Raw genomic sequence first — 24,172 nt, 5'->3', positions numbered from 1 at the left:
ATCCCTGCATTAGACGCCATGTCTCAGTTCGGAGGCGGATGGCCTCGCCGGGGTTTGCGTGAATGTCGTCCCATCCAGACTTCAATCTGCTCGCTGCCCTGGACGTGCTTCTCGCCGAGGGAAGCGTCGCGGGCGCAGCCAGGGTTCTCGGCTTGAGCGACTCCGCCATGAGCCGGACCCTGCTGCGTCTTCGCACCGTAACGGGCGACCCTTTGCTCGTTCGGGCAGGCCGGAGGCTGGTGCCGACGCCGCATGCCCTGGCGCTCGGCGCACGCGTCAGGTCGCTGACCGACGAGGTGAAGGCCGTCCTGCGGCCGGCCGATCGCGCCTTGGATATCGCCGGTCTCGAGCGCGTTTTCACCCTCCGCGCCAATGAAGGTTTCGTCGCGACCTTCGCAGCCCCGATCGTCGCGGCGGTCACCGAAGCGGCGCCGGGCGTGACACTCCGCTTCGCGCCCAAGCCGGACAAGAATGTGCGCTTCCTGCGCGAGGGGATCGTCGACCTCGAGATCGGCGTGCTTGGCGATAGCGCGCCGGAGATCAAGGTCCAGACCTTGTTCCGGGACCGCTTTGTCGGAATCGTCCGGAAAGGACATCCATTGGCACAGGGCGAGGTCACCGCCGCGCGTTACGCGGCGTTTGGTCATGTCGTCACCTCTCGCCGCGGCCGAACGCATGGTCCGGTCGACGCTGCTCTCGAAGCGCTGGGCTTGCAGCGGCGCGTCGTCGTTGTCGTGCCCGACTTTCCGGCGACGATGGCGATCGCCGCGACTTCGGATCTTGTCGGGCTGGTGAGCAGATCATTCGTTCGCGCGGGAGCCGACAAGAGCCTGCTCCATGAATTCGACCTGCCCGTGCAGACAAGCGCGATCACGATCTCCCAGATGTGGCATCCGCGCTTTCATGCGGATCCCGCCCATGGCTGGCTAAGAGAAACGGTTCTGTCCGTTTGCCGGTCTCATCTGGCGGCCAGCGAGGCCTGAGCTTCGCTCTTGCCTAGATGCGCTGACCGGTCGAGCGCGAGAACAAGACGACCTCCGACAGGTCGAGCCCGATAGATACGGCTGCTCCGGGCTGAAGGTCGCTGTATCCCTGAACCGTCGCCATGATCTCTCCGGGCACGGCTCCCTCCTCGTCATGCGCCGTGGCGCCGTCCGACAGCTTCACGGCGACCACGGACTCGGCTCCGACGTGCTCGACGAGACTGACGGTACCGGCAAGGCCGCCGCCGCTGGCCGAAGCATCCGACAGGCTCAGCGCGTTCGGCCGGATGCCGAGAAGGATGTTGTCACCCGCGACATCGGCCAAGGCTCGGGGAAGCGGCAGACGCGCCTTGCCGATGCAGATCGCCCCGTTGTCGATGCGGCCTTCGATCAGGTTCATCGGCGGCGTGCCGATGAAGCGCGCGACATAGGTGTTGGCCGGCGAGGTATAGATCTCGCGCGGCGTGCCGAACTGCTGGATCACCCCGTCGCGCATCAGGGCGATGCGCGTGCCCATCGTCATTGCCTCGACCTGGTCGTGCGTGACGTAGACGAAGGTGCCTCCGACGCGCTGGTGCAGCCGCGTGATCTCCGCCCGCATCGCCGAGCGCAGCTTGGCGTCGAGATTGGAGAGCGGCTCGTCCATCAGGAAGACTTCCGGCTGGCGCACCATGGCGCGGCCGAGCGCGACGCGCTGGCGCTGGCCGCCCGACAATGTGCGCGGATAGCGGTCGAGCATCTCGGTGAGCGATAACGTCTTCGCCGTCTTCTCAACGAGATCGCGCACGGCGGGCGAGCGCTCGATCTTCCGCTTGGCGAGCCCTCCGAGGAAGGGGATGTGGAACCACCATTTGAACTGCCGCATGATCAGCGGGAAGGCGATGTTCCGGCGCACCGTCATATGCGGATAGAGCGCATAGGACTGAAAGACGAAAGCCATGTCGCGCGCGCTCGGCGGCAGCCGGTCGACGCGCCTTCCGCCGAGATGGATCTCGCCCGCGGTCACCGTCTCGAGCCCTGCCAGCATGCGCAAAAGCGTGGACTTGCCGCAGCCCGAGGGCCCGAGCAGAACGAGGAATTCGCCGTCCTCGACCTTCAGGTCGACATCGGCGATCGCGACCTTGTTGCCGAAATGCTTGGCGACGTGATTGAGCGTGATCGAGGCCATTCGTGTTCTTTCTGAGCCCGGTGCTTTGTCAGCCCTTGACGCTGCCGGCGGTCATGCCGGCCACGACATAGCGCTGGACCATCAGGTAGAAGGCGACGGCGGGCAGCGTGTACATCACGCCGATCGCCATGACGGTGTGGATCGGGGTCGAGAGTTCGCCAACGAAGCTGGCGAGGCCGACGGAGGCGGTGCGCAGCTCCTGGCTGAGGATTAGCGTCTGGGCGAAGACGTATTCGTTCCAGCCATGGAAGAAGGCGATCACCGAGGCGGCGGCGAGCGTCGGCGCCACCACCGGCAGCACGATGCCGAGAACGATGTCGAGCCGCGAGCAGCCGTCGATGCGGGCCGCCTCCTCGATCTCCAGCGGCACGCCGTCGATGGCGCCCTTCAGGATCCAGGTGATGACCGGCACCGTGAAGGCGGCGTTCGCCAGGATGAGGCCGCCCAGCGTGTCGAGCAGCAGCAGCTTGGCGAAGATCGCATAGAGCGGCACCACCAGCATCGCCTCCGGCAGCATCTGTGTCGCGAACAGCACGAAGCCGAGCACGCCCTTGCCATGGAAGCGGAAGCGCGAGAGCGCATAGGCCGGCAGGATGGCGAGCAGGATCGACAGCACCATGGTGCCGACGGCCACGATCGCGCTGTTCCTCAGCCAGAGCAGCACGCCGGTCTTGGCGAAGGTCTCGGCATAGTTGAAGGCCTGCGCCGGGTCGGGAAGCATCTGCGGCCGGTCGGCGAACAGGTTCGCCGAGGAGGTCAGCGAGGTGACGACCATCCAGTAGATCGGAAACAGCGCCGCGCTGAGCAACACCATGATCAGCGCCATGCGCAGCGCGTGGGAGGCAGGGGTCTTCATCAGCGGCGCCCCTGCGCGCGCTCGGTGCGCTGCGTGTACCAGAAGTAGACGAAGGTCACGACGAGGGCGATGCTGAGCCCGATCATGCCGACGGCGGCCGCTTCGCCGAGCTCGCGGGCGACGAAGCCACGCGTGTAGAGCTCGATGACCAGCGTCTTGGTCGCGCCGATCGGCCCGCCCTGCGTCATCACCCAGATCAGGTCGAAGCGGCGCAGTGACCAGATCGTGACGAAGAGCGCGAGCAGCGCCACCGTCGGTTGGATGGTCGGCCAGACCGCGACCTTGAAGATGCTGAAGCGATCAGCGCCGTCCATCTGGGCGGCCTCGCGGACTTCCTCCGACACGCCCTGCAGAGCGGCGAGCAGCACGACGGAGGAGAAGGGGAAGATCTGCCAGATCGTGGTGAACAGGACCGCCGGCAGCGCGAGCTTGGGATTGTCGAGCCAGCTCTCATAGCCGACCTCGAGATCCATCAGCTTCAGCACGTGGTTGAAGATTCCGTATTGCGCGTTGAGCATCCAGGCGAAGATGGTCGCGACCGCCACCGGCGGGGCCGCCCACGGCACCGTGACGAGCGCCCGCGCCAGACCGCGGCCGCGGAACGGCCGGTCGAGCAGCAGCGCGGCGCCGAGCCCGAGCGAGATCGCGAAGACCACGCAGGCGATCGTATAGATCAGCGTGGTCCAGAGTACGGAGGCGAAATCGCTCGAGGTCGCCAGGTCGTGGCAGTTGCGCAGGCCCACGAAACGGGCGTCCTGCGGCGCCAGCAGCGAGCTCTGCTGAAAGCTCAGCACGAACTCGCTGACCAGCGGATATCCCTGGAACACCGCCAGATAGAGCGCGACGGGCGCGATGAAGAGATAGGGCGTCCAGCGGCTCTCCCGGTCGCGCCCACCGCTCTGCGGAGGGCGGCCGGCCGCTGCCGTCGCCGGGCTGGCGGTGCTCATGCTCTTACTGCCGCTCGATGCGCTTCAGCGCCAGGGACTGCACCTCGTCCATGGTCTTCTGCACGTCGGCATTGCCGACGAGGATCTTCAGCACCTGCTCGACGACGATCTGCTGGATCTCCAGCGTCTTGGTTTCGAAGCCGAGCACGAGCTGCGGCAGAGCATAGGGAGTCTGCGCGTCGTAGACGCCGAGCCAGGGCGCGCGTTCCAGATCGGCCTTCGGCCGCTCGACCGGGGTGGCGACGCTGGCGGCGCCGAGGATGCCTTGCAGCTCGCTTTGCGCCGCGGGCTGCAGCATCCAGTTGATGAAGACGCCGCAGGCTTCCTTGTTCTTGGTGTTGGCGTTGACCGAGAGAGAGGTCAGGATCAGGCCCTGCTGGCGGTTCGGGAAGGGGGAGGGCGCCGCCTTGAAGCCGAGATTGGGGTTCTGCGCGGCGAAGATGCCGGCGACACCGCCATTGTCGATGTTCATGGCGATCTTGCCTTCCCAGAACATCCGCCGATAGGTCGCCGCATCCGCGCCCTTCGGGATCACGCCGGCATCATAGACCTGCTTGTAGGCGGTGATCGCCTCGACCACTTTCGGGCTGTTCAAGGTGAGCTGCTTGCCGTCGGCCCAGTTGCCGCCGAAGCCGTAGACATAGTTCGTCATGTCCTGCCAGAAGCCGGAGCGCTCCGGCATCGTCGCGCGGAAGGCGTAGCCGAAATTGCCTTTGCCGGTGGCGGCCTTCGCCGCGGCGAGGAATTCCGGGAAGGTCTTCGGCGGCTCGCCGCCCTGCAGCAGCGCCGGGTTGTAGATCAGCTGGTAGTTGGCGAGCTCGAAGACGACGCCGTAGCGCTTGCCCTCGACATTGAGGAACTTGTCCGGCGCCTGGAAGGTGTACTTGCCGGCATCGACGAGGTCGTCGATCGGCAGGATGCGCTTGGCCGGCAGCGCCGCGAAGAAGTCGGTCTGGTCGAAGCGCACGAGGTCCGGGCCGCCACCGCCGCCCATCTGGGTGAAGACGGTGTTGGCGAGCTGCGAGAACGGGATTGCGACAGGCTGGACCTCGACCTTGTCCTGCGAGGCGTTGAACTTGTCGATCCAGGCCTTGAGCTTGTCGCCGCGGCCGGCCTCGGCGAAGGTCGCGGCGGCGAAGGTGATCGTGGTCTTGCCCTGGCCGAAGGCGCGGGTGGCGCCGAGCGCCGCGGTGGCGCCGGCGGCTGCCAGAACGGCGCGGCGGGTCAGTGTCGTCATGGCTTCCTCCGATTGTCCCGTTGCCCGGGCTGGTTTTGATCGCCGTGAGGATCGCCGCCGCCAAAGCACGCGCAACCGGCGATGATGGACGCACGGCGGGGCGCGATGACAGCGAGCAGAGCTCACATGAACAGTCGAGGAGATGGGGTTCAGCCGCCAAGCGTCGGCTTCTTGAATCTCCCTGGAACTCCGCGCTTCTTCGCCTTGAAGGCGTGGCACGGTGAAAGGCAAGCCTAAACATTTTGTAACATTTTACAAGAGCTCAAAGATCGGCGCCGCTGGTCCTCCTGTCTCGAAGCCTGCAATGAAAATCTGGAGAAGGCGCGAGAAATCGGCTCAAGGACCAGGACGCCACGATCCGGATCCCTTTGGCGTCGACAACCTCAGCCGGGAGCCTCGCCTTCATAGCCTCATGTCGTAGCCGGATTGACCCCGTGGCCTGAGCCGGTGATCCGCTGCCCGATCGGAAATCGATGCGGCGGCACAGCCGCTCCGCATGTCAGCTTCCAGAAAGCTCGGCAGCCTCCGCAGTCGGCGCGCTCCGAAAGCGGCGCCGATCGCCGAGACCGTAGCGAGGCTTGGCCGCCGACAAGCTGAGAGCAGCGGGGGCGGATGCGTACCCGGTCAAAGTGGCTCACCAAGGTAGGCCAGATCTGGTCTTTCGCCGGGAAGGAGTCGGTTTCAGCTGAGGGCGAAATGACACTCTAAGCGGTCGTCCTAGGTGCGGCGATCATCCCCAAGATATAGGCTCACCAGCCGAACAAGTTCACTCTGCATCGCGAGGTCGTCGATGTTACCCCGTCGCGCCGCATTGTGGATCACTCCGTCGATTGCGTCCGAAATCACGCGGCCGGCAGCATAATCGGCCGCGCTGGGTGGGCGCTTTCGATATGTAGCGACGGCCTGGGCATAGTAGGAGAGATATTCGTTCTCAAATTCGCTGTGGGGGTTTCGATACTCCTCGGAGCTGGGAGCTTCGTCTAGGAGGACACGATGTAGGCCGGGATGGATGCTCGACATTCTGCGAGTGCGGTCGCCCCGGCTTAACCAGAAATGGCTTAACCCTGAGCAACGGTCTTTCATCGCATCGGCCGAAGCCTTAATCACCTGCGTGCCAAAGATGTGGCCCCGCATCGATGATTGAGATGCCGATGTTTGCGCAAATGACCGACTTCGTCGGAAAGATCCTCGACAAGATCTCGGCGACGAGCCTGATCGCGACCGGAATGCTCCTGCTGACGGCGCTCGTCAGCGCGCTGGTCGCCTATCTCAGGACGACGAAGGAGCGCAGCTTCCGCGAGTTCTTCGATTTCGTGTTCCCGCATGAGATCATCATGCATCCTTCGGCGAAGGCGGACCTGCTGTTCTGGGTTACGCGCAAGGCGATCATGCCCTTCCTGATGCTGCCGGCGGGGATCACCTTCGTCGTCGCGGTCGGCTATGCGACCAACCGGGTGCTGGCGACGCTGTTCCACATCGATCCGCCCCTGATCCCCGGCCCGGCCGGCCCGCTCACCACGGTGATCTTCACCGTGACGATGCTGCTCGCCTACGACATCTCCTATTACCTGTACCATGTCGCGCAGCACCGCTTCCCGATCCTGTGGGAGCTGCACAAGGTCCATCACTCCGCCGAGGTGATGGTCGGCATCACCAAGGACCGCGTCCACCCGCTGGACGAACTGATGAACCGCGCCTGGGACGGGGTCATTCCCGGCATCTGCTTTGGCATCTGGTCGCTTGTCTCGCTCAACCTCGTCGAGCTTACCGTCTTTGGCATCAACGTCTATGTGATGCGCAATATCCTGATGATGGATTTCGTCAGGCACACGCATTTCAAGATCTCGTTCGGGCCGCTCAACAGCGTCGTGCTCTGCCCGCACTGGCACCAGTTGCACCACAGCGTCGATCCGCGTCATTACGACAAGAATTTCGGCCTGCTCTTCTCGTTCTGGGATCGCTTCTTCGGGACGCTCTGCGTGCCCAAGCCCGACGAGGACTTCAAGTTCGGCCTGATGGAGCGCAATGTCCGCGACTACCAGTCGCTTTCGGGCCTCTATCTCATGCCGCTGAAGCGGATGTGGCGCCAGATCAAGCTGCGTCTGCGCCCCCGCGCGGCCCGGCAGACCGCGCCCGAGATCGAGGAAACCCAGTCGTGACCGGGGGGAAGCGCGTTTCCGCAGCAGCCGGCCGCGAACTGGAGATCGTCACCTCCTACGAGCGGCTCGCGGCGCTTGCGCCGGCCTGGGACGACCTGTGGCGGCGCGCCGATGGGCTCGTGTTCCAGAGCCACGCCTGGATCGACGCCTGGTGGCGCACCGCGACGCGGCGCGACGATCGCGACCTGCTGATCGGGCTGGTCTGGAACGGTGCGGAGCTCGAGGCCGTGCTGCCCTTGGCCACGATCCGCCGCCGCAGCGTCACCGTGCTCGAATGGGCCGCCAAGGAGCATAGCGACTATGGCGATGCGCTCCTGGCGCCCGACCGGAACCGCGACGCCGTCACCGCCCTTTGGTGGGAGATCGCCGCGGCCGGCGGCTTCGACATGTTCTACCTCAACCGCCTCCTGCCGGATGCGGTTATCCGGGGCATCATCGCGCCCGACGTCGCGAGCGGCCGCTTGCGCCCCAATCACCGCAGCGAGATCAGCTATCGCGTCGCCGGCCCCTGGCGGCGCGGCACGGACTGGTTCGAGGCACAGTCGAAGAAGACCCGGCAGAACTACCGACGCGGCCGGAAATTCATGGAGGAAGCCGGCGAACTTCGCTTCCGCCTGATGACGCCCGACGAGCCGCTGGAGCCGGTGCTCACTCGCGTTGCCGCGCTCAAGCGCAAATGGCTGGAGCGGCATGGCCGCGCCTCCGATCTGTTCGACGAGGGCGCCCCTGCGCTCGCCGCGCTGGTCGACGTCATGGCCCGGCTCGGCATCCTGCATGCCTTCGTGCTGGAACTGGCCGGCACGGTCGTCGCCGTCTCGATCAATGTCGTCCAGCGCCGCCGGATGATGGCCTTCATCACCACCTACGACCCGGAATTCGAGCGTGCCTCGCCCGGCATGGTCCTGATGATGGACTATATCCAGTGGTCGATCGACCAGGGGCTGGAGATGGTCGACTTCATGTGCGGCGGCGAGGATTTCAAGCGGCGCTTTGCGACGGAATCCGCGACGCTGGAATCGGTGACGGGCGCGCGCACGCTGGTCGGCCGGCTGGCGATGCTCGCCGACAGCGCGGGCCACGCCATCAAGAACTGGCGCTCGCGCCCGGCGGCTACCGGCGCGCCAGCGGATTCCGCCGAACCATCGCCGAGCCATCGATAAACTCGAACCCGCCGGCACTGTTCAGGCTGTGCAGGCGGCGGCCGGGCCAGAGCGGCCCCCCCGCCTCCAGGATGGTCTCGACCTCCTGCGCGAAACCCGTGTCGTCGAGTTGGGTGACGCGGGCGATGCCGAGCGCCTTGCCGTACCCTTGACGGCAATCCTGCACCGGGCGCAGCAACTCCCCGTTGCGCAGTACCATCCGCCCCGCAGGCCGAGCCGAGGCGATGTCGATCAGCACGGGATTGCGCGGATGCGGCGTCCAGGGGCCGCGGAAATCCGGCGCCGACCACAGATGCAGCGCGTCCGAGAACGAGCCGCCGCCGTCGCGCACCGTCGCGAACAGCCACCACCGCCCATCCTGCTCGATGAGGGTGGCGTCGCTCGCGACCACCCCCTCGATCAGGGTCGCCTCCTTCACCCAGCCACCCGGAAAAGCCGTGGCGCGGAAGAGATCGACCCGCGCCGCGCTGCAGCTTTCCGGGATCATCCAGACCTCGTCGTCGCGGGCGAAGACGAAGGGATAGGACAGGTGGCCCGGCTGCTCGAACACGGGTTCGGGCCGGCCCAGCGGTCCGTCCGGCCCGAACGCGACCGCCGAGATGATGCCCTTGCCGGCCGCATGGGCGAAATCCTCGACGAAGAGCGTGACCCGGCCCTTGTGCAGGATCGGAAAGGGGTCGGCATAGAAGCGGGTGCCGTCATCCGGCAGGTCGGTCCAGCCGCTATCCGGATGCCGTTGCAGGGTGAACAGGTCAGGCCCGTCGAGCTTGCGCCAGCCGACCCGCCAATGCGGCGCGTGGAAGCAGGTCCGGTAGACCAGCTCGATCGCCTTCCCGATACCGGCCTTGACGACCGTCTTCGCGATGCCGGCCGGCGCGGCGGGCGGCGTCGGCGGCCCCGTCTCGTTCGCAGGCAGAACCGGAACGTGCAATCGTCCGCCGGCCATGGCGGCGACGATCAGCGTCACGATCCGGGCAAGGATATCGTCCAGCTTCGCTAGGAGGATGCGACCGTTTTCGGAGCCCGGCCGGCCCGCGGCGACGACATAGCCGCTTTCCCTGAGCTCGACGAGGGGAATCCCGCCGCCGAGCAGGGCGGCGACCAGAGCATCTTCTCCCGCCTTGCCGTCGAAATGCAGCGTCCAGCGCCGCCCGGCTTCCGCCACGCTCCCGTCCCCGAGATCGAGAACCAGATCGACGGGGCCGGCCTGCCGGCTGATCGGAACTGCCGCATCGCCGGGCTCAGCCACGGCGAACAGGCTGTCGGGGCGCAAGCCATGGAGCAGGCCCTCGACGCGAAACAGAGGGCCGAGCCCGCTCCCGTCGACAGGAGCGCTCTCCGGCAGGCAGAGCGACAGCTCGAGGCCCGGAAGGCTCCGCAGGCGATCGATCAGCAGCAGATGCCATCGCCGCAACGGCGAAGCACCGATAGTCAACCTCAGTCGCATGCCCCATCCCACGCGGCCGCGCGCACCAGGCGGCCCGCGAGCGAAGGGTAGCCTGCCATGTCGGGATTTCGATTTCGTTAGCCCTGCCGGCGCAGTGGCGCGGGGGTAGAGCGGGGCTTGTTAAGGACTCGATGCCATTGTCCCCAGCGGTATCGCGATCGGGAAAGGCCGCGGTGCCGGCGTTGTTATGTTGGTAGAGTAGAGGAATGGCCAGCCTGGCTGCGACCGATCATCGGCAGGAGGAAGCGGTGCAGCCGGCTCCTCGGGAGGCTTATCGCCGGCGTCAGGATGGCGCTGTCGAGATCTCCGAGCTCTGGCGCATCCTCTGGCACCGCCGTTTCATGATTCTGGCCATTGCCGGCCTGCTCGCAGGCCTGACACTGGCCTATGGCGTCGTGACTTCGCCCCTCTACACGGCATCAGCCCAGCTCCTGATCGACCCGCGCGACCGCAACGTCGTCAGCAACGACGTCAATCCGAGCTCCGTCTCGCCGGATGGCGGGCTGGCGCAAGTCGAGAGCCAGGCCAGCGTCATCCAGTCCACCAGCGTGCTGATGCGCGCGATCCGCACGACCAAGCTCGCCGAGGACAGCGAGTTCAACGGCCAGGGCCTGCTGTCGCGTCTGCTCGGCCGGGTCGCGGCCGACCCGCCGAACGCCGATGGCAGCCTGACGCCCGCGGAGGCGCGGGCGCTCGCCAACCTGCGCCGCAAGTTCTCGGTGCGGCGCGCCGACAAGGTCTTCGTCGTCGACGTCGTCGTGACGACGAAGGACGCGGAGAAATCCGCGAAGCTCGCCAATGCCATCGCCGAAGCCTATCTCGCCGACCAGGCCGATGCCCGCAGCAAGGCGGCCACCGAGGCAGCCGACTCCCTGACTGCCCGGCTCGCCGAACAGCGCAAGCGCGTCGAGAAGGCCGAGAACGCCGTCGAACGCTACCGTGCGGAAAACAATCTCGTCGCCTCCTCAGGCCGGTTGATCAGCGACCAGCAGCTCGGCGAAATCAGCAATCAGCTTTCGGCGGCGCAGGCCCGGACGGCTGCGCTCAAGTCCCAGGTCGAGCAGATCGCCCAGCAGCACCGTGGCGGCAGCCTCGCCGGCAACTCGACCGAGGCGATCCAGTCTCCCGTCATCGCCAAACTGCGCGAGCAGGAGGCGGCGCTCGTCCTGCGCGGGGCAGACCTGCAGAGCCAGCTTGGCCCGCGCCACCCCTCGATCGGGGCGGCCCAGAGCCAGCTCGTCACCATCCGCCGGATGATCGCGACCGAGATCACCCGCGTCGAACAATCCGTCCGCACCGATTACGAGCGCGCGCAGGGCAACGAGAAGCTCCTCGCCAGCAAGCTGGAAGCACTGACACAGCAGACACAGGGAGCGGACCAGGCTTCGGTCCGGCTGCGCGATCTTCAGCGCGACCTGGAGGCTGCCCGCACCGTCTATGCCAATTTCCTGCTGCGCGCGCAGGAAACGCGCGAGCAGGCCAATCTCGACACCACCAATGCCCGTATCATCAGCCGCGCCCAGGCGCCGCAGCAGGCGAGTTGGCCGCCGACCCTGCCGCTCGTCGCCGCAGCCGGAATGCTCGGGCTCGGACTTGGCGCAGGCCTGGCCCTGATTCGCGAATATGCCGCGCCCCATCTCATCTCCCGCGCCCAGGCCGAGGCGCTGGTGGGCGCCCCGGTCATAGCCGTGCTGCGCCCCGGCAAGCCCGCCGCAAAGCAGCGCTGGCGCCTGCGCAAGGTGCCGCCCGCGCCGTCCGGGCCCGATGGCGAGGCCGGGCTTGCCCTGCTCAGACTGTTCAATACGTCGGAAGCGGCTGCCGCTGCGGCGCGCAGCCTGCTCCTGACCTCGGTCGAAAGCGACGCTGTCGATCGCGAGCGTGTGACGGACCAGCTTGCCGAAGCAGCCCTCGGGCAGGGCGAGCGCGTCCTGCTGATCGATGCCGATTTGGAAAAGGAGCCAGAGGAAACCGGCCTCGGCCTGATGGACCTGCTGCGCGGCGAAAGCAGCCTGGAATCATCGATCCATTTTGGCGCCAGCAAGGATGTCGCGATGATGTCCGGCGGGCGCCGCAAGGCCCCGCCGCAGAAGCATGTCGGCCGGACCTTCGCGGCGCGGATGCTCGCCGATGCCAGCCGGCATTTCGACCTCGTCGTGATGGATGGCGGCGCGCTCGGCCGCAATGTCAGGATCGCTCCGCTCGTCGGCATGGTCGAGGAGATCGTGCTGGTCGCACGCCTCTACGGCACGCGCCAGCAGGACATCGTCCAGGCCATGGAGGCCGCGCGCATCATGGGCCGCTCGATCACGGCCACGATCCTCGTCGATCCCGGCGGGCGCGGCTAGAGCATTTTCAAGCGAAGTGGACACCGGTTCGCGTGAAGAAAATGCAGCAAAATCTCCTCATGCGCGCCGCCGGGCTGCGGGCGGCACCGGGCTGGGCCCGGCTCGACGGCATCAGCCGCATCGGCCTCGTCGCCACGGTGCTCGTGCTGTTCTGCATCTCCGGCGGCATGCTCTGGCTCGTCGGCTACAATTACGACGGCCTCGCCGGCTCGGCCGCGACCAAGATCCATCCCTCGACCTATATGGTCGTTCTGTTCTTCTGCTGGAGCGTGCTCGCCAGCGGCGATCCGGTCAGCCGCGCCATCCACCTCGCCAGCGCCCGGCCGGCGACGCTCCTGATGCTGGTCGTCACCATCGCCGTGATCGTGGTGACCATCCTGCGCGGCGGCGCCGGCATCGGCGGCATGGTCGACACCTATGTCGCCGCCTGCCTGCTGGTCTTCCTGCTCGCCGACGCCGATGACGAGACCATGGCGACACTGACCACGCTGCTGCATGTCGTGATGACGCTGAACGCCCTGCTCGCGCTCGTCGAATTCGTCACCCAGACCCGCTTCTTCCCCTACCGCTTCGACGGTATCGCCTTCGAGACCGACACGCGCTCCGCCGCGCTGCACGGCCATCCGCTGGCCAATGCCATGATCACCGCGTGCTATCTGATGGCGTTGATCAGCGGCTCCCGCCCGCTCTCGCCGGCCGTGCGCGGCACGCTGATCGCCTTGCAGAGCGCCGCCCTCGTCGTCTTCGGTGGCCGGACGGCGCTGCTGGTCTCGCTGGCGCTCGGCCTCTGCTACGGCGTCGCCATGCTGTTCGCCTCGTTGCGCGGCGGGCGGGTCTCGCTCGTCGGCGCCGCGATCGCCTGCCTGCTGGCGGCGCTGCTGCCGGTCGCGATCGGCGGATTGGCGACCATCGGCTTCTTCGACGACCTCGCGACGCGCTTCGTCTCCGATGGCGGCAGCGCCAACGCGCGCAAGGAGATGCTCGACCTGCTCGGCATGTTCTCGCTGGGCGATCTCGTCTTCGGTCCCGACAACGACCTCGTCGACACGCTCCGGCGCGTCAACGGCCTGGAATGGGGCATCGAGAACCCCTTCATCCGCATGACGCTCTACCAGGGCGCGATCGTCACCGCGCTGGTGACCGTGGCCTTCGGCCTGTTCATGTACGAGCTCGCGCGGATCGGGCGGGCGGGCGGCGTCTGGCTGCCGATGCTCGTCTGGATCGTCCTCCTGAACGGCTCGGAGAGCATCGCGACGAAGACGAACCTGCCCGCCAAGTTCGCGATCGTGGTGCTCTGCCTCTATCGCCCGGAGCGGCAGACCAAGGCAGCGCCGCTCAGCCTGGCATCTTCAGCCCGAGCGCCTCGATCATGGCCGGGTCGAGCTGCCGGCTGACATCGTCGACCAGCAGCCCCAGGCTGTCGAACAGGTTCCAGAATGCCCAGGGAAAACCGAGTGCCTCGGCGCTCGTTCGAACATCCCTGACATAGCGCGTGCGGTCGGCGGGGGCCGATGCGGCGATGCCCGCGCCTGTCCGGACCGCCCCGAATTCGCCCATCAGGACGCGGCCGGGCGCGACGCTTTCGCGCTGCGCCCAGGCCCCGACCTGGCGCAGATAACCCTCGATGAAGGGGCGGTCCGGCCGGGCGTCGAAATACTCCTTCAGCACCCGCTCGGTCTCCCGATAGGTCGCGGCGCCGCTCCCTGATGCCGGCTGGCCGAGCTCCGCCATCCGGGCGCGGACGGCAGCAAGCGTCGTCTCCAGCGTGCCGCGCGACGCGGGCCAGGGCACCGCGTTGAGCGCGGGATAGAACGGCTCGCTCATCCATTTCGCGCCCTGATGCGAGAACAGGTAGGGCTCGTAGAAATGGAAGGTGAAGAGCAGCGGCTCGAAGGCGGCGAGCGCGCTCGCCTTTAACGGCTCCAATCCGGCGATCATGCTGCCGCAAGCCCCCGACGCGACCAGGGTGAGATCGGGAGCGGCGCTGCGCGCGGCGCTGAGCATGCGTCGCTGGAGCCGATCCCATTCGGCGGCGCCGCAAGCCTGGAACGGCTCGTTGACGGGTTCGAGCGCGACACGGTCCGGCCCCAGCCGCACGAGCCGCCTCGCCAGTTCCGCAACCAATGCGAGATAGGCCGGGAGGCCCGGCGCGGCCTCGCTGCCGAAGAGACGGGCCGGCGTCCAGTGATGCGTGGCCGCATTGGCATGGAGATTGAGGACGACGGCGAAACCTTGGCCGAGCGCCGATGCGACCGCCGCCATGACCTGGTCGAGCAGGATCGCCCGCTCACGCGGCGCAGCGGCCAGGATCGGCCCGGGATCGACGGGGATGCGCACGAAATCGAAGCCCGCCCGGCGCAACCGGCCGAGATCGCGCGCCGTCGGAACGGGACGATCGAGCTGGAAGGGCGGCCAATCGTAATCGGTACGCGGCGCCGGAAATTCCCGCGTCAGCGAGAACCACGGCCATAGATTGATCCCGCGCCGAAGAACGAGCGGCTGTACGGCCTGCGCCGGCCTCGCGCCGAGCAGCGTTGCCCCGACGCCTCCCGCCAGGACGGCCCGGCGGCTGAAGCTCATCCGGAGCTCTTGTCGGCCAGCTTGACGGCAGCCAGTTCGGGTGCCGCGGCCCCACCCGTCAAGGCCAGCGCCTCGCGCTCGTAATGCTCGAGCACGGCCTGCCACTTGAACTTTTCCTGCGCCCGCGACAAGGCCGCCTTCTTCAGACGCCCGGCGAGAATGTCGTCGGCGATCAGCCTGCCGATCGCCTCGGAGCAGCTGGCCTCATCCTTGAAGAAAAGCCCGGCCTCGCCCGCCGTCCAGCGATTATAGGGATTGTCATGCGCGATGACCGGGTTGCCCGCCCAGAGCGCCTCGACCAGCGACGGGTTGGTGCCGCCGACCGTATGGCCATGCATATAGGCGCGTGCGTGGAAGCGCAGCGCCTGCACGATGCTGGCATCATAGATCCCGCCGGGCGTCAGCACCTCTGGCCCGGTCGCGGCCATGACCTCGCGGTGATACGCGATCTTGTCCGAGAACGTGCCGAGGACCACGAGCTTCATGCCGCGCGGCTTGCGCGAGAACGCCTCGACCAGCGTCAGGATCGAGTTGTCCGGCTCGATCCTGGCGATCGAGACGAGATAGCGGCCGCTTTCGAGGCCGAGCTTCGCCAGGGGAGCCATCGGTGCCGCCGGGATCGGCACGCCGCCATAAGGGATCATGGCTGTCGCCGAGCGCGGGCGCCGCGTTGCCAGATGGTCGGCGATGATGGGATGGTCGGCCACCAGCCGGTTGGACGACCAGGCCGCGATCCATTCGTTGAGCCAGAACCAGGCGCGGACCGGAAAGGACCATTTCGGCCGGCGCCATTCGATGCCGTCCATGTTGGTGAAGATCTTGCGTCCGGCCAGCCGGAGATAGGGCAGGAAGACCGCCCCGTTATAGCCGAGCACGAGGCTCACCGCGTCGCGTCGTGCCGCATCCCGCACGCAATGCCAGTCGAATTCGAGCGTCGCCTTCGGTCCGTCCGATGCGACCTGCGTCCGGATCAGCTCGATGCCGCGCCACATCTCGCTGCGAAACCGTTGCGTGACGGTCGGAACCTCATCCTGGCAGTAGACGCCCACGCGCCAGCCGCGCTCGACGAGAAACAGAGCAAGTTTCTCCGCAAAGGTCTCAAAACCGCCATGCGCTGCCGGAATCCCGCGTGTTCCAAGGATCAGCAGGGTGGGAGGAGTGTCCATTTTCAATCTGTCCAAACCGACCCACGCACCGGCGCAGGCAAAGCGTCGCAATTTCATTATGCCTTGAATTTCCGTGATTTATCTTCCTTTCATCCAGAATGGTTAGGACGGGCTTTCCCGGATTGCGACCTTGTCCAGAACGGACCGACGCGGCCTCGAACGGAATTGGATCGTGACGCTCCGTATCGCCTGCATACATCAAGGGTACGAACTCTACGGCTCGGACCGCAGCTTCGCCGAAAGCGTCGCGGCGCTGCGCCAAGCCTACCCTTCGGCTGAGATCGAAGTCGTGCTGCCGCGCGATGGGCCGATCCGCCGGCTGCTCGAAGGCAACGCGAGCCGGATCGTCGTCGAGCCGCTCTGGGTGCTCCGCCGCAAGGACCTGCCGCGGCTGGTCGCGACCGCGCCGATCGCCTTGCCCCGCGCCATCTTCCGAGCTGCCCGCCGCTTCAGGCGCTCGGACCTCGTCTACATCAACACCTCGGTCATCGTGGACCATGTGCTGGCCGCCCGGTTCTTTCCGGGCAAGGCACTCCAGCACATCCACGAGATCCCGGAAGGCGCGACCCGCACGCTGCTGCGGCGGCTGATCCTCTGGGGTCGCGCCCGCCTGATCTTCAACTCCCGTGCGACGCGCGAGGCCTTCGAGGCTCCGCCCGGTATCCCCTCCGACGTCATCTATAACGGCGTCGCCGGCCCTGCCGACTGGGCACCGACCGACTATGACGGGCAGCGCCCCTTGCGCGTGCTGATGCTTGGCCGGATCAATCGCATCAAGGGCCAGGAAGTCCTGCTCGCGGCGCTGGCATCCCTGCCGCCGGAGATCCGCGAGCGCATCGAGACCCGCATCGTCGGCAGCGCCTTCGAGGATCCCGGCCTCGAAATTGCCTTGCGCGAAGCCGTGACCAGCGCCGGCCTCGCCTCCCATGTCAGCGTCGAGCCCTTCCTCGACGATCCGACCCCGCTCTATCGCTGGGCGGATGTCGTGACCGTGCCGTCGCGCCGGCCCGAATCGCTCGGCCGCGTCGCGATCGAGGCGATGGCCTTCGGCCGCCCGCCGCTCGCCTCGGCCATCGGCGGTTTGCGCGAGGTCGTGGCCGACGGCGTCACCGGCCGCCTCCTGCCGCCGGGGGATGCCGACGCGCTGGCACAGGCTCTCGCCGCCATCGTCAGCCATCCGAAGGCTCTCGCGCCGATGGCGCAGGCCGGTCGCGAACGCTTCAACGCCCTGTTCAGCGAGCAGGCCGTCGCGCAGGCGATCGCAGCGGTGGCCGCCGACATGCTTCGCCAGGGCTCGAGCCGCCCGCGATGAACCTCCAGGCCATCCGCCATATCGTGCTGCGACTCGTCGTCATGGTCGGCGGCGAGGCGATGCAGAGCGCCTTCCATCTCGGCCTCAACATTGCGCTGCTGCATTCCGTATCGGCCCGCGACTACGGCATCTTCGCCCTGGTGATGGTCGTTGGCGGGCTCGGCCTGACCTATATCCGCGCCTTCACGGCGCTGCCTGCCAGCATCGCGATCGCCCAGAGTCGCGGCTCCGGCGCGGCCGGCGCCTATGAGGTCACCTTCGGTTCGGCTGCGCTGCTGCTGTCGCTGCTGCTCGGCCTGGTCGTCACCGGCGTCCTCGGCGTCTGGCTCGACGAGGGCGCGCTGTTCGGCGGGGCCTTCATCGGGTTGTGGTCGATGCGCGCGCATGTCCGCACGGTCCTGTTTGCGCGCAATCGCCAGATGCTGGTGAGCCTCAGCGATCTCACCTTCACCCTCTGCGGCGCAGCGGGTACCGCCTGGGTGATCTGGGACGGCACCCATATCCTCCAGCACACCTTCGCGGTGATGACAGCAGCCAACGCGCTCGGCATCGCGGTGCTGTTGATCCTCTCGCGGCGGCGCCCCCTGCGGATCAATTTCGGCCGGCATGTCTGGCGGCGCTACCGCAAGCTCTGGCGCGAGCTCAAATGGTCGGTGCTGAGCGTAACGATCACCAACCTCCAGGGCCAGGGCATGGCCTTGATGGTCGCGGCGATGGCGGGTCCCGCGGCCTATGCTCCGATCGCGGCGGCGCTGGTCAATTTCGTGCCGCTGCGCATCGTCTCCACCGCCTTCGCCAACATGATGCATCCCGAGCTCTCCAAGCTCATGGCGCATCGCGATTTCACCAAGGTCGGGCAGCGGCTGCGGCGCTGGCCCCTGCCGCTCGCCTGCCTCGGCATCCTCTACGGCATCGTCGTCCTGATCGCCCTGCCCTTCATCGAGCCCGACAGCCTCGAAGGCACGCGCTTCTTCAAGATTTCCGTCCTGGCCTGGGTGATGAGCAGCCTGCCGATGCTCTATGTCATGCCGCGCATCTGGCTGGAAATCGCGCAGGACTACCGCTCCATCGCCATTCTCTCGGCCATCGCCGCCGCCGCCGGCCTGCTGCTCGTCTTCGTGCTGCTGCTGACCGTCCCGCCGTCCTGGGCCCTGCTCGGCGGCGCGCTCTCGGAGGTCATCGTGCTCATCGGCTCCTGGGCGATCGTCCGGCCACGGCAGCGCGCAGCCGAGCAAGCCGCCAGCCGGCGCTGAGAGGGGCGAGCCAATTCCAAGCTAGGCAATATCGATTTGCCTGCGCCGCCCCTCGGCTGAAATCCTGAGATCGATGGTTCGCTGGCAAACGTCGGCAACGGGCCGTCACCGGTAGCGCGTCAGGCGCTCGCGCGACGGCCCAGAAAGCGGATCGGGCACGCTACTGGAGGCTTTTTCACGCCACTTCGGTTCTCGCGGCGAACCGAAGCGGGCACGGGCCAGCCCAAGAATGCGGCCCTGCGATGCCGGGATATCTGCGCGCCCAGCCTCTCGAGAGGATCGCCCCCACCCTTTAACCTACGGAAGAACCTACGGAAGCTCCGCGGAATCGGGCGTGGCACACCGCATATGCGGGAAAGCTGAAACCAGCTGGCGGACAGGGCGGGATTCGAACCCGCGATACGGTTTCCCGTATACACACTTTCCAGGCGTGCGCCTTCAACCACTCGGCCACCTGTCCGGCGGGCTGCTTATGACCGCCGAGGCGTAATCTTTCAAGGGCCGAGTCGCAGTGTTTTCACAATCCCTTGCGATCAGGCCGCGGGCTCCGCTGTTCGCCCGCCTCGCGAAGCGATGCGCGCTTGGCGCGATCCGGCGGAAATCGTCCCGGGCGGGTTGCGCTCGGCGGTCGGCACGCGCACATCTCTGGTCGGCGCGGTGGCAGGCCCGTGCCGAAGGCGAAGGCGTGGACGCAGAGGGCTGAGCTGTGCGGTTTCTGGTCAGGCTTGTCGGATATCTTCTCGTCGCTGCGGGCTTTATCATTCTGGTCATCGATGGCGCGCGTTCGATCGCGAATGCGCTGCTGCGCTTCACCACGGTGGGGGATGTCCTCGCGGCGCTGCTGCACGAGCGCTATCGGCTGCTCGGCCCGATGATCGAGCGCGACATCCACCCCTTGCTATGGGATCCGGTGCTGCTTTCCGTGATGCAGGCGCCGGCCGCGCTCGTGGCGCTCCTGGTCGGCTTTGCCCTGCTTTGGCTCGCTAGGCCTCCCGAGCCCCGGATCGGGATCGTCACGCGTCGGTGAACGGGCTGCGACGCGGCATCCTGTGCAGAGGCCGTTTCGATGCTTACATAAGGCGTCGAGTTGAACGGAACGGAGCCGACGATGTTCTCCCTGCGCAAGAAGACTTCACTGCCGACCGCGGCCGAAGCGCTGCCCGGGCGCGCCGCGGCGATCCCCACCGCCGAAACCCATTTCGTCAACGGCCATCGCCTCGCTGGCCCTTATCCGGAAGGCCTGCGCCAGGCCGTGTTCGGGCTCGGCTGCTTCTGGGGCGCGGAACGGAAGTTCTGGCAGATGGGTGACGGCGTCTGGGTGACGGCCGTCGGCTATGCCGGCGGCGAGACCCCGAACCCGACCTATGAGGAGGTCTGCAGCGGCATGACCGGCCACACCGAGGTCGTGCTCGTCGTCTACGATCCGGCCAAGATCTCCTATGAGGATCTGCTCAAGGCCTTCTGGGAGAATCACGACCCGACCCAGGGCATGCGCCAGGGCAATGACATCGGCACGCAGTACCGTTCGGCGATCTATGTCTTCGACGACGCGCAGCGTGCGGCGGCGGAACGCTCCCGCGACGAATACGTGAAGGCGCTGGCGGCGAATGGCTACGGGCCGATCACCACCGAGATCCGCGAGGCGCCGCCCTTCTATTTCGCAGAGGACTACCACCAGCAATATCTCGCCAAGAATCCGGCCGGCTATTGCGGCCTGGGCGGAACGGGCGTCGCCTGCCAGATCGGCCTTGGCGTCCACGCCTGAGGCGAAAGGATCGGAGTTCCGGGGAAGGGCGCTGTCAGCGGCGCCCTTTTTTGTCAGTTCTCTATATGTTCTTGCGCTGGGCTCGAAGCTCCGCTAGCGTTTCGCTGGGGAACGGGGTGGGCTGAGATGGTGACGCGGGTCGCGACGGTGGCGTTCGAGGGCATCGAGGCGCGGGCCGTCGACGTGCAGGTGCAGGTTTCCTCCGGCAGCGTCGCCTTCGTCCTCGTCGGCCTGCCCGACAAGGCCGTCGCCGAAAGCCGGGAGCGCGTCAGGGCGGCTCTCATCGCCTCGGGACTGGCCCTGCCGGCCAAGCGCATCACCGTCAACCTCGCGCCGGCCGATCTGCCGAAGGAAGGCAGCCATTACGACCTGCCGATCGCGCTCGCCGTGATGGCGGCCATCGGCGCGCTCCCGCCGGATGCCCTGGCCGGCTACACCGTGCTCGGCGAGCTCGCTCTCGACGGCTCGATCGCGGCCGTCGCCGGCGTGCTGCCCGCCGCGATCGCGGCCTATGATCGCGGGCAGGGGCTGATCTGCCCGGCTTCGACCGGCCCGGAGGCGGCCTGGGCGGCGGCCGATATCGACATCCTGGCGCCGCGCTCGCTGATCCAGCTCGCCAATCATTTCAAGGGCACGCAGGTGATGGCGCGACCCGAGCCGGCCGTGGCGCGCCAGAGCGGGGCCTTGCCCGATCTCGCCGACATCAAGGGCCAGGAGAGCGCGAAGCGCGTGCTCGAGATCGCGGCGGCCGGCGGCCATAATCTCCTTAGGTTATGCTACATTAATTGGAGACTCGAATGGGATGGCGCGTAGACCAGCACTACGACGATGCGCGAGAGGAGGAGTATTGCGCATGGCTCCATTCCCTGTCTTGGAAAGACAGGCTTCATTGGCGCTTTGCTCAAGGTATCCGTTTATGTGTCGCCTTCGGAGCTGCCGCTGCGATTGGCTATGTATGGTTGAGGGGCTAGGGAATCTTGATTGAGACGAGCGATAAGCAGCGCCAAGTCGCGATCTTTGTGGCGGAAACCGCAGCGCCAGCCGATCTCGACGCGATCCGGGTTTGGGCGATCAAGCTCCTTGAGATTCGATCAGCGCCACTGAGCAAGCTGGAGAAGGCGAAGGCCGCGGTGTCTTTGACCGCATCGAGCAAGGTGGTCTGGCCGGTCGCCAAGATGGTGGCGAAAGAGGCCAAAAGAATCGGCTGGGACGACCGCAGCAAAACCGCCAAGCTAGGACTCGGTGGCGCTGCGATCGGAGCGGCGGTCTTCGGTGGCAAAGGAGCCGGTATCGCCGCGCTCGGGACCGCGATTGGTGTGCCCCTGTGGGTGGTGCTCGGGGCTGGCGCCGCCTTCGCCAATCTGTTGATCGAGGAGATTGGCAGACGCAAGTCGCCGGTCGAGGGTGCGACCTACACCGTAATCGATGCGAAGCGCATGGATCCAAAATAGCAGCCAGCGCAGGGGTGCTGTCGCGAAGGATATGAATTGGGCCATTCCAGAGGTCAGACCCACGAAACGAGGCCGTAGGAAGCCCGCTGGACGCAAAGTCTGAGGTGGGTGGGGTGATCTATCATGGATTTCAGAAGCCCGGCGGCCGGGGCGCGACGTCGGCGTCGTCTTTCCCTTCGGCCGCATTCGCAGCGGCTAGCTTCGCCCGCAGCGCGGCGGCGGCCTCGGCTTCCGCAGCGGCTTTGTCCGCCTTCGCTTCTGATCGCCATGAGGTCACGACGTCGACGTCGGATGCGCCCGGCCGAACGGCGAGAGCGAGCCGCCAAGCATGCCCCGAGCCGATGAGGCCGATCGCCCAGGCCAGTGTATCGGGATCACTGATGCGGGCCATCAGAGCCGCCCGCGCAGCATCGTGCGCAGCCGGACGGCGAAGATCCCGAAAGATTCGGTTCAGCGACGGTGCCGCGCGATATCGACCGTGAAGCAAACGCCCATGTGCCCGAGGCCGCAGCGGCCCCGGCACGCCCAGTTCCCGCTGCGTCGGCTGATATGAACTCAGCTCCGGGCCCGGAGCGGGACGAGCCCGGAACGGTGCCATCACCAGCGAGGTCATCAAGGACGTCAACCAGGACACGGCGAAAGCGATCTCTCCGCGAAGCGGTGAGAAAGGCCCTACGCCGGTACGGGCTCGCTCCCGGGCATGGCGTCCGCGAATGCCCGCGACTTCGATGCATGAACGTTGCCTCATCGCCCAAACCTCCTGCCCATATCCAACGCCGGTGGCGCGGGCCGCAGCGCCGCGAGTTCTTGTCGCGCCTGGTCGCGCTCGCGCGCCGTTGTCAGGACGGACTCCGTGGCCGCCTGCGCCCGTCGCTCAGCTTCGCGACGTCGCGCCGCTTCCTCAAGCGCGCGGCGCGCGGCATCATCGGCTCGCGCTCGCTCGCGCGCGACCTCCCGCGCCGCTTCGAGGCGCGCCGCGGCAGCGATCGACGATTTCCGCAAGCCATCGAGGAAGCTCCGAAGCCGAGAGCCCCACGAAGATATTCGTGACGCCTGCTGAGCCGCCTTGGCGATGATCCGCTCCGCTTCGCCGCCGGCACGAGCCAGTGTCGCGGAGGCCTTCTGCTCACGGACTTCGGCGGCAGCCTGGAGGGCCTTCGCGGCCATCTCCTGATGGCCGGCGCGATCGAGGGCCGTGGATGCCTCTCTCTCCTTGTCGACGGCGGCGTCATGGAGGGCTTTCGCGGATTCGGTTCGGGCCTGGGCATCGGTGATGGCGGCTTTCACCTTCGCTGCCTGCTCGCGGCTTTTCCGATCGATGAGCACGGCCTGATCAAGAGCCATTTTGGTCGAACGCGCAGCCATTCGTTCGGCCTGCCACTGCTCCCGGGTCAAACGGCGGCGGCCAGGTCCCAGACGAGCGAGCCCGGAAGGCAATCCCACCTTCACCCAATAGGAGTCCTGCCATTCGCGCATTGCCTGCCGGTACGCCGCATCGCCACGACGATTCAGAGCCTTCGGATCCTCTCCTTCGGCCGGGCCTGCCGAAGTGACGGCTCGCTTTGCGGCCGTTCCGGGATGAAGCCCGGCAGCCTTCAAGTCGGAGGGGAGAACATAGGCATGGAGATGGGCATAGGATTCGTCGACGTGCCGGACGACCGACAGAAGCCGCTCGCCGTATTGCTCACGGAGCCAAGTCACGGAGCGCTTCTCCCATGCGCGGACCTCGGCGGCCAAGGCGGGATCGGAACGCACGGACTCCGTCAAAGCGGGATGCGACGTCACCACGGTCAACAAGGTCTTCTGATCCTTGCTGATCGCCCGAAGCCTTCCATTCGACAACGTTACCTTGGCGGTCGAGCAGGCTTCATCGTGAAGGCGACGAACCTCGGAGAGGGCGATGCCATGGACAAGCTCGGGTGGCGTCGGCGTCGCGACATGCGGGCAGGCATCGGGTTCGCGGGTTGCTTCGGCCAGCACCCAGTTCACCGACCTGCCTTTGGCGTCGGGTTTCCGTCCATAGACCTCAAGATGGGCGAACTGAAAGCCACTCATGCCGGGAAGGCTGAGCTCACGAGGCTGCCGGCGCCAGATGTTAGTGACCGACTACCACCATTGCATGGTGTCGGCGCTTCCGCGGGACGCTCCGCGGGCCCTTCGGGAACTCTCCGAGGGCGCTCCCGCGGGGATCCCGGAACGGGGAGAACGAAAGAGACGTCGCGAGGGACGCATCCTATCGCTTCCCTCGCTCTGTTGGCTACGTCGCACGTCCGTTCGGCCGCTGACTTGGCGACCTACTGAATTCGGATGGAACGACGTTGCCGATTTGCCAAGGTCCTCTAG

Annotated in this window: 20 protein-coding genes, 1 tRNA gene and 1 pseudogene; 11 read left to right on the top strand and 11 right to left on the bottom strand. The window is 66.7% G+C overall.

What is annotated here, in order from left to right:
- Nucleotides 1-62: 62 nt before the first annotated feature.
- Nucleotides 63-983: a LysR family transcriptional regulator gene (locus AB6806_RS14980; RefSeq protein ID WP_142022210.1), complete on the top strand. Its 921-nt coding sequence runs from the start codon at nt 63-65 to the stop codon at nt 981-983.
- Between the two features lie 13 nt (nt 984-996).
- Here AB6806_RS14980 and AB6806_RS14975 read toward each other — a convergent pair whose 3' ends face one another.
- From AB6806_RS14975 to AB6806_RS14955, 5 genes are all read right to left on the bottom strand, one after another.
- The gene (locus tag AB6806_RS14975) at nt 997-2,151 is read right to left on the bottom strand and encodes an ABC transporter ATP-binding protein (protein WP_142022209.1); all 1,155 of its coding nucleotides are present in this window, start codon (nt 2,149-2,151) and stop codon (nt 997-999) included.
- Nucleotides 2,152-2,179: 28 nt separating this feature from the next.
- Nucleotides 2,180-3,007, bottom strand: coding sequence for a carbohydrate ABC transporter permease (locus AB6806_RS14970; protein ID WP_038366856.1), 828 nt, complete (start codon nt 3,005-3,007; stop codon nt 2,180-2,182).
- The gene (locus AB6806_RS14965; RefSeq protein WP_370954849.1) at nt 3,007-3,954 is read right to left on the bottom strand and encodes a carbohydrate ABC transporter permease; all 948 of its coding nucleotides are present in this window, start codon (nt 3,952-3,954) and stop codon (nt 3,007-3,009) included. Before AB6806_RS14965 ends, AB6806_RS14970 begins: the two co-directional genes overlap by 1 nt.
- Before the next feature lie 4 nt (nt 3,955-3,958).
- Nucleotides 3,959-5,191 (bottom strand): extracellular solute-binding protein, encoded by a 1,233-nt coding sequence (locus AB6806_RS14960; RefSeq protein ID WP_113254420.1) that lies wholly within the window; start codon nt 5,189-5,191, stop codon nt 3,959-3,961.
- 717 nt (nt 5,192-5,908) lie between these two features.
- Nucleotides 5,909-6,211, bottom strand: coding sequence for a hypothetical protein (locus tag AB6806_RS14955; RefSeq protein ID WP_370955004.1), 303 nt, complete (start codon nt 6,209-6,211; stop codon nt 5,909-5,911).
- 143 nt (nt 6,212-6,354) lie between these two features.
- Here AB6806_RS14955 and AB6806_RS14950 point away from each other — a divergent pair, with 143 nt between their 5' ends.
- Together AB6806_RS14950 and AB6806_RS14945 are read left to right on the top strand one after the other, a co-directional pair.
- A complete protein-coding gene (locus AB6806_RS14950; protein WP_142022206.1) occupies nt 6,355-7,350 on the top strand; it encodes a sterol desaturase family protein in 996 nt (331 codons plus the stop codon).
- The gene (locus AB6806_RS14945; RefSeq protein WP_142022205.1) at nt 7,347-8,510 is read left to right on the top strand and encodes a GNAT family N-acetyltransferase; all 1,164 of its coding nucleotides are present in this window, start codon (nt 7,347-7,349) and stop codon (nt 8,508-8,510) included. The genes AB6806_RS14950 and AB6806_RS14945 overlap by 4 nt, the downstream gene beginning before the upstream one ends.
- Here AB6806_RS14945 and AB6806_RS14940 read toward each other — a convergent pair.
- Complete coding sequence (locus AB6806_RS14940) at nt 8,461-9,957, bottom strand: glucosamine inositolphosphorylceramide transferase family protein (RefSeq protein WP_370954848.1); 1,497 nt, start codon at nt 9,955-9,957, stop codon at nt 8,461-8,463. The genes AB6806_RS14945 and AB6806_RS14940 overlap by 50 nt on opposite strands.
- A 206-nt stretch (nt 9,958-10,163) precedes the next feature.
- Here AB6806_RS14940 and AB6806_RS14935 point away from each other — a divergent pair, with 206 nt between their 5' ends.
- On the top strand, nt 10,164-12,302 hold the full coding sequence (locus AB6806_RS14935; protein WP_370954847.1) for a GumC family protein: 2,139 nt from the start codon (nt 10,164-10,166) through the stop codon (nt 12,300-12,302).
- A gap of 41 nt (nt 12,303-12,343) precedes the next feature.
- Nucleotides 12,344-13,696 (top strand): VpsF family polysaccharide biosynthesis protein, encoded by a 1,353-nt coding sequence (locus AB6806_RS14930; RefSeq protein WP_191123744.1) that lies wholly within the window; start codon nt 12,344-12,346, stop codon nt 13,694-13,696.
- Here the strand turns inward: AB6806_RS14930 and AB6806_RS14925 are convergent.
- Both AB6806_RS14925 and AB6806_RS14920 read right to left on the bottom strand, forming a co-directional pair.
- A complete protein-coding gene (locus AB6806_RS14925) occupies nt 13,638-14,882 on the bottom strand; it encodes a glycoside hydrolase family 5 protein (protein WP_370954846.1) in 1,245 nt (414 codons plus the stop codon). The two genes, AB6806_RS14930 and AB6806_RS14925, sit on opposite strands and share 59 nt — an antisense overlap.
- On the bottom strand, nt 14,879-16,048 hold the full coding sequence (locus AB6806_RS14920; RefSeq protein ID WP_370954845.1) for a DUF1972 domain-containing protein: 1,170 nt from the start codon (nt 16,046-16,048) through the stop codon (nt 14,879-14,881). The genes AB6806_RS14925 and AB6806_RS14920 overlap by 4 nt, the downstream gene beginning before the upstream one ends.
- A gap of 172 nt (nt 16,049-16,220) precedes the next feature.
- On the opposite strand from AB6806_RS14920, the gene AB6806_RS14915 reads away from it, so the two are divergent.
- Nucleotides 16,221-17,360, top strand: coding sequence for a glycosyltransferase family 4 protein (locus AB6806_RS14915; protein WP_142022201.1), 1,140 nt, complete (start codon nt 16,221-16,223; stop codon nt 17,358-17,360).
- Nucleotides 17,357-18,613: a hypothetical protein gene (locus AB6806_RS14910; protein ID WP_142022200.1), complete on the top strand. Its 1,257-nt coding sequence runs from the start codon at nt 17,357-17,359 to the stop codon at nt 18,611-18,613. Before AB6806_RS14915 ends, AB6806_RS14910 begins: the two co-directional genes overlap by 4 nt.
- Before the next feature lie 370 nt (nt 18,614-18,983).
- On the opposite strand, the gene AB6806_RS14905 is transcribed toward AB6806_RS14910, so the two are convergent.
- Nucleotides 18,984-19,073 (bottom strand) — tRNA-Ser (locus AB6806_RS14905).
- A gap of 246 nt (nt 19,074-19,319) precedes the next feature.
- On the opposite strand from AB6806_RS14905, the gene AB6806_RS14900 reads away from it, so the two are divergent.
- The 4 genes and pseudogenes from AB6806_RS14900 (at nt 19,320) to AB6806_RS14885 (ending at nt 21,829) form a co-directional block, all read left to right on the top strand.
- Nucleotides 19,320-19,640 (top strand): hypothetical protein, encoded by a 321-nt coding sequence (locus tag AB6806_RS14900; protein ID WP_142022199.1) that lies wholly within the window; start codon nt 19,320-19,322, stop codon nt 19,638-19,640.
- Between the two features lie 81 nt (nt 19,641-19,721).
- Nucleotides 19,722-20,378, top strand: a complete 657-nt coding sequence (msrA, locus tag AB6806_RS14895) for a peptide-methionine (S)-S-oxide reductase MsrA (RefSeq protein ID WP_112763795.1) — start codon at nt 19,722-19,724, stop codon at nt 20,376-20,378.
- A 126-nt stretch (nt 20,379-20,504) separates the two neighbouring features.
- Nucleotides 20,505-21,146, top strand: a pseudogene (locus AB6806_RS14890) (magnesium chelatase domain-containing protein); the annotation flags it as partial.
- 209 nt (nt 21,147-21,355) lie between these two features.
- On the top strand, nt 21,356-21,829 hold the full coding sequence (locus AB6806_RS14885) for a hypothetical protein (RefSeq protein WP_370954844.1): 474 nt from the start codon (nt 21,356-21,358) through the stop codon (nt 21,827-21,829).
- Nucleotides 21,830-21,959: 130 nt separating this feature from the next.
- Here the strand turns inward: AB6806_RS14885 and AB6806_RS14880 are convergent, their stop codons facing one another.
- Nucleotides 21,960-22,220 (bottom strand): hypothetical protein, encoded by a 261-nt coding sequence (locus AB6806_RS14880; RefSeq protein ID WP_370954843.1) that lies wholly within the window; start codon nt 22,218-22,220, stop codon nt 21,960-21,962.
- 353 nt (nt 22,221-22,573) lie between these two features.
- Entirely contained in the window at nt 22,574-23,884 is a 1,311-nt protein-coding gene (locus tag AB6806_RS14875) for a plasmid recombination protein (protein ID WP_370954842.1), read from the bottom strand.
- Between the last annotated feature and the right edge of the window lie 288 nt (nt 23,885-24,172).

Origin of the sequence: Allobosea sp. RCC_152_1, assembly GCF_041360765.1 — a bacterium.
Taxonomy (GTDB): Bacteria; Pseudomonadota; Alphaproteobacteria; order Rhizobiales; family Beijerinckiaceae; genus Allobosea; species Allobosea spartocytisi.
Note: the sequence above shows the minus strand (reverse complement) of the source record. Positions and strands in the feature narration are given on the sequence as shown.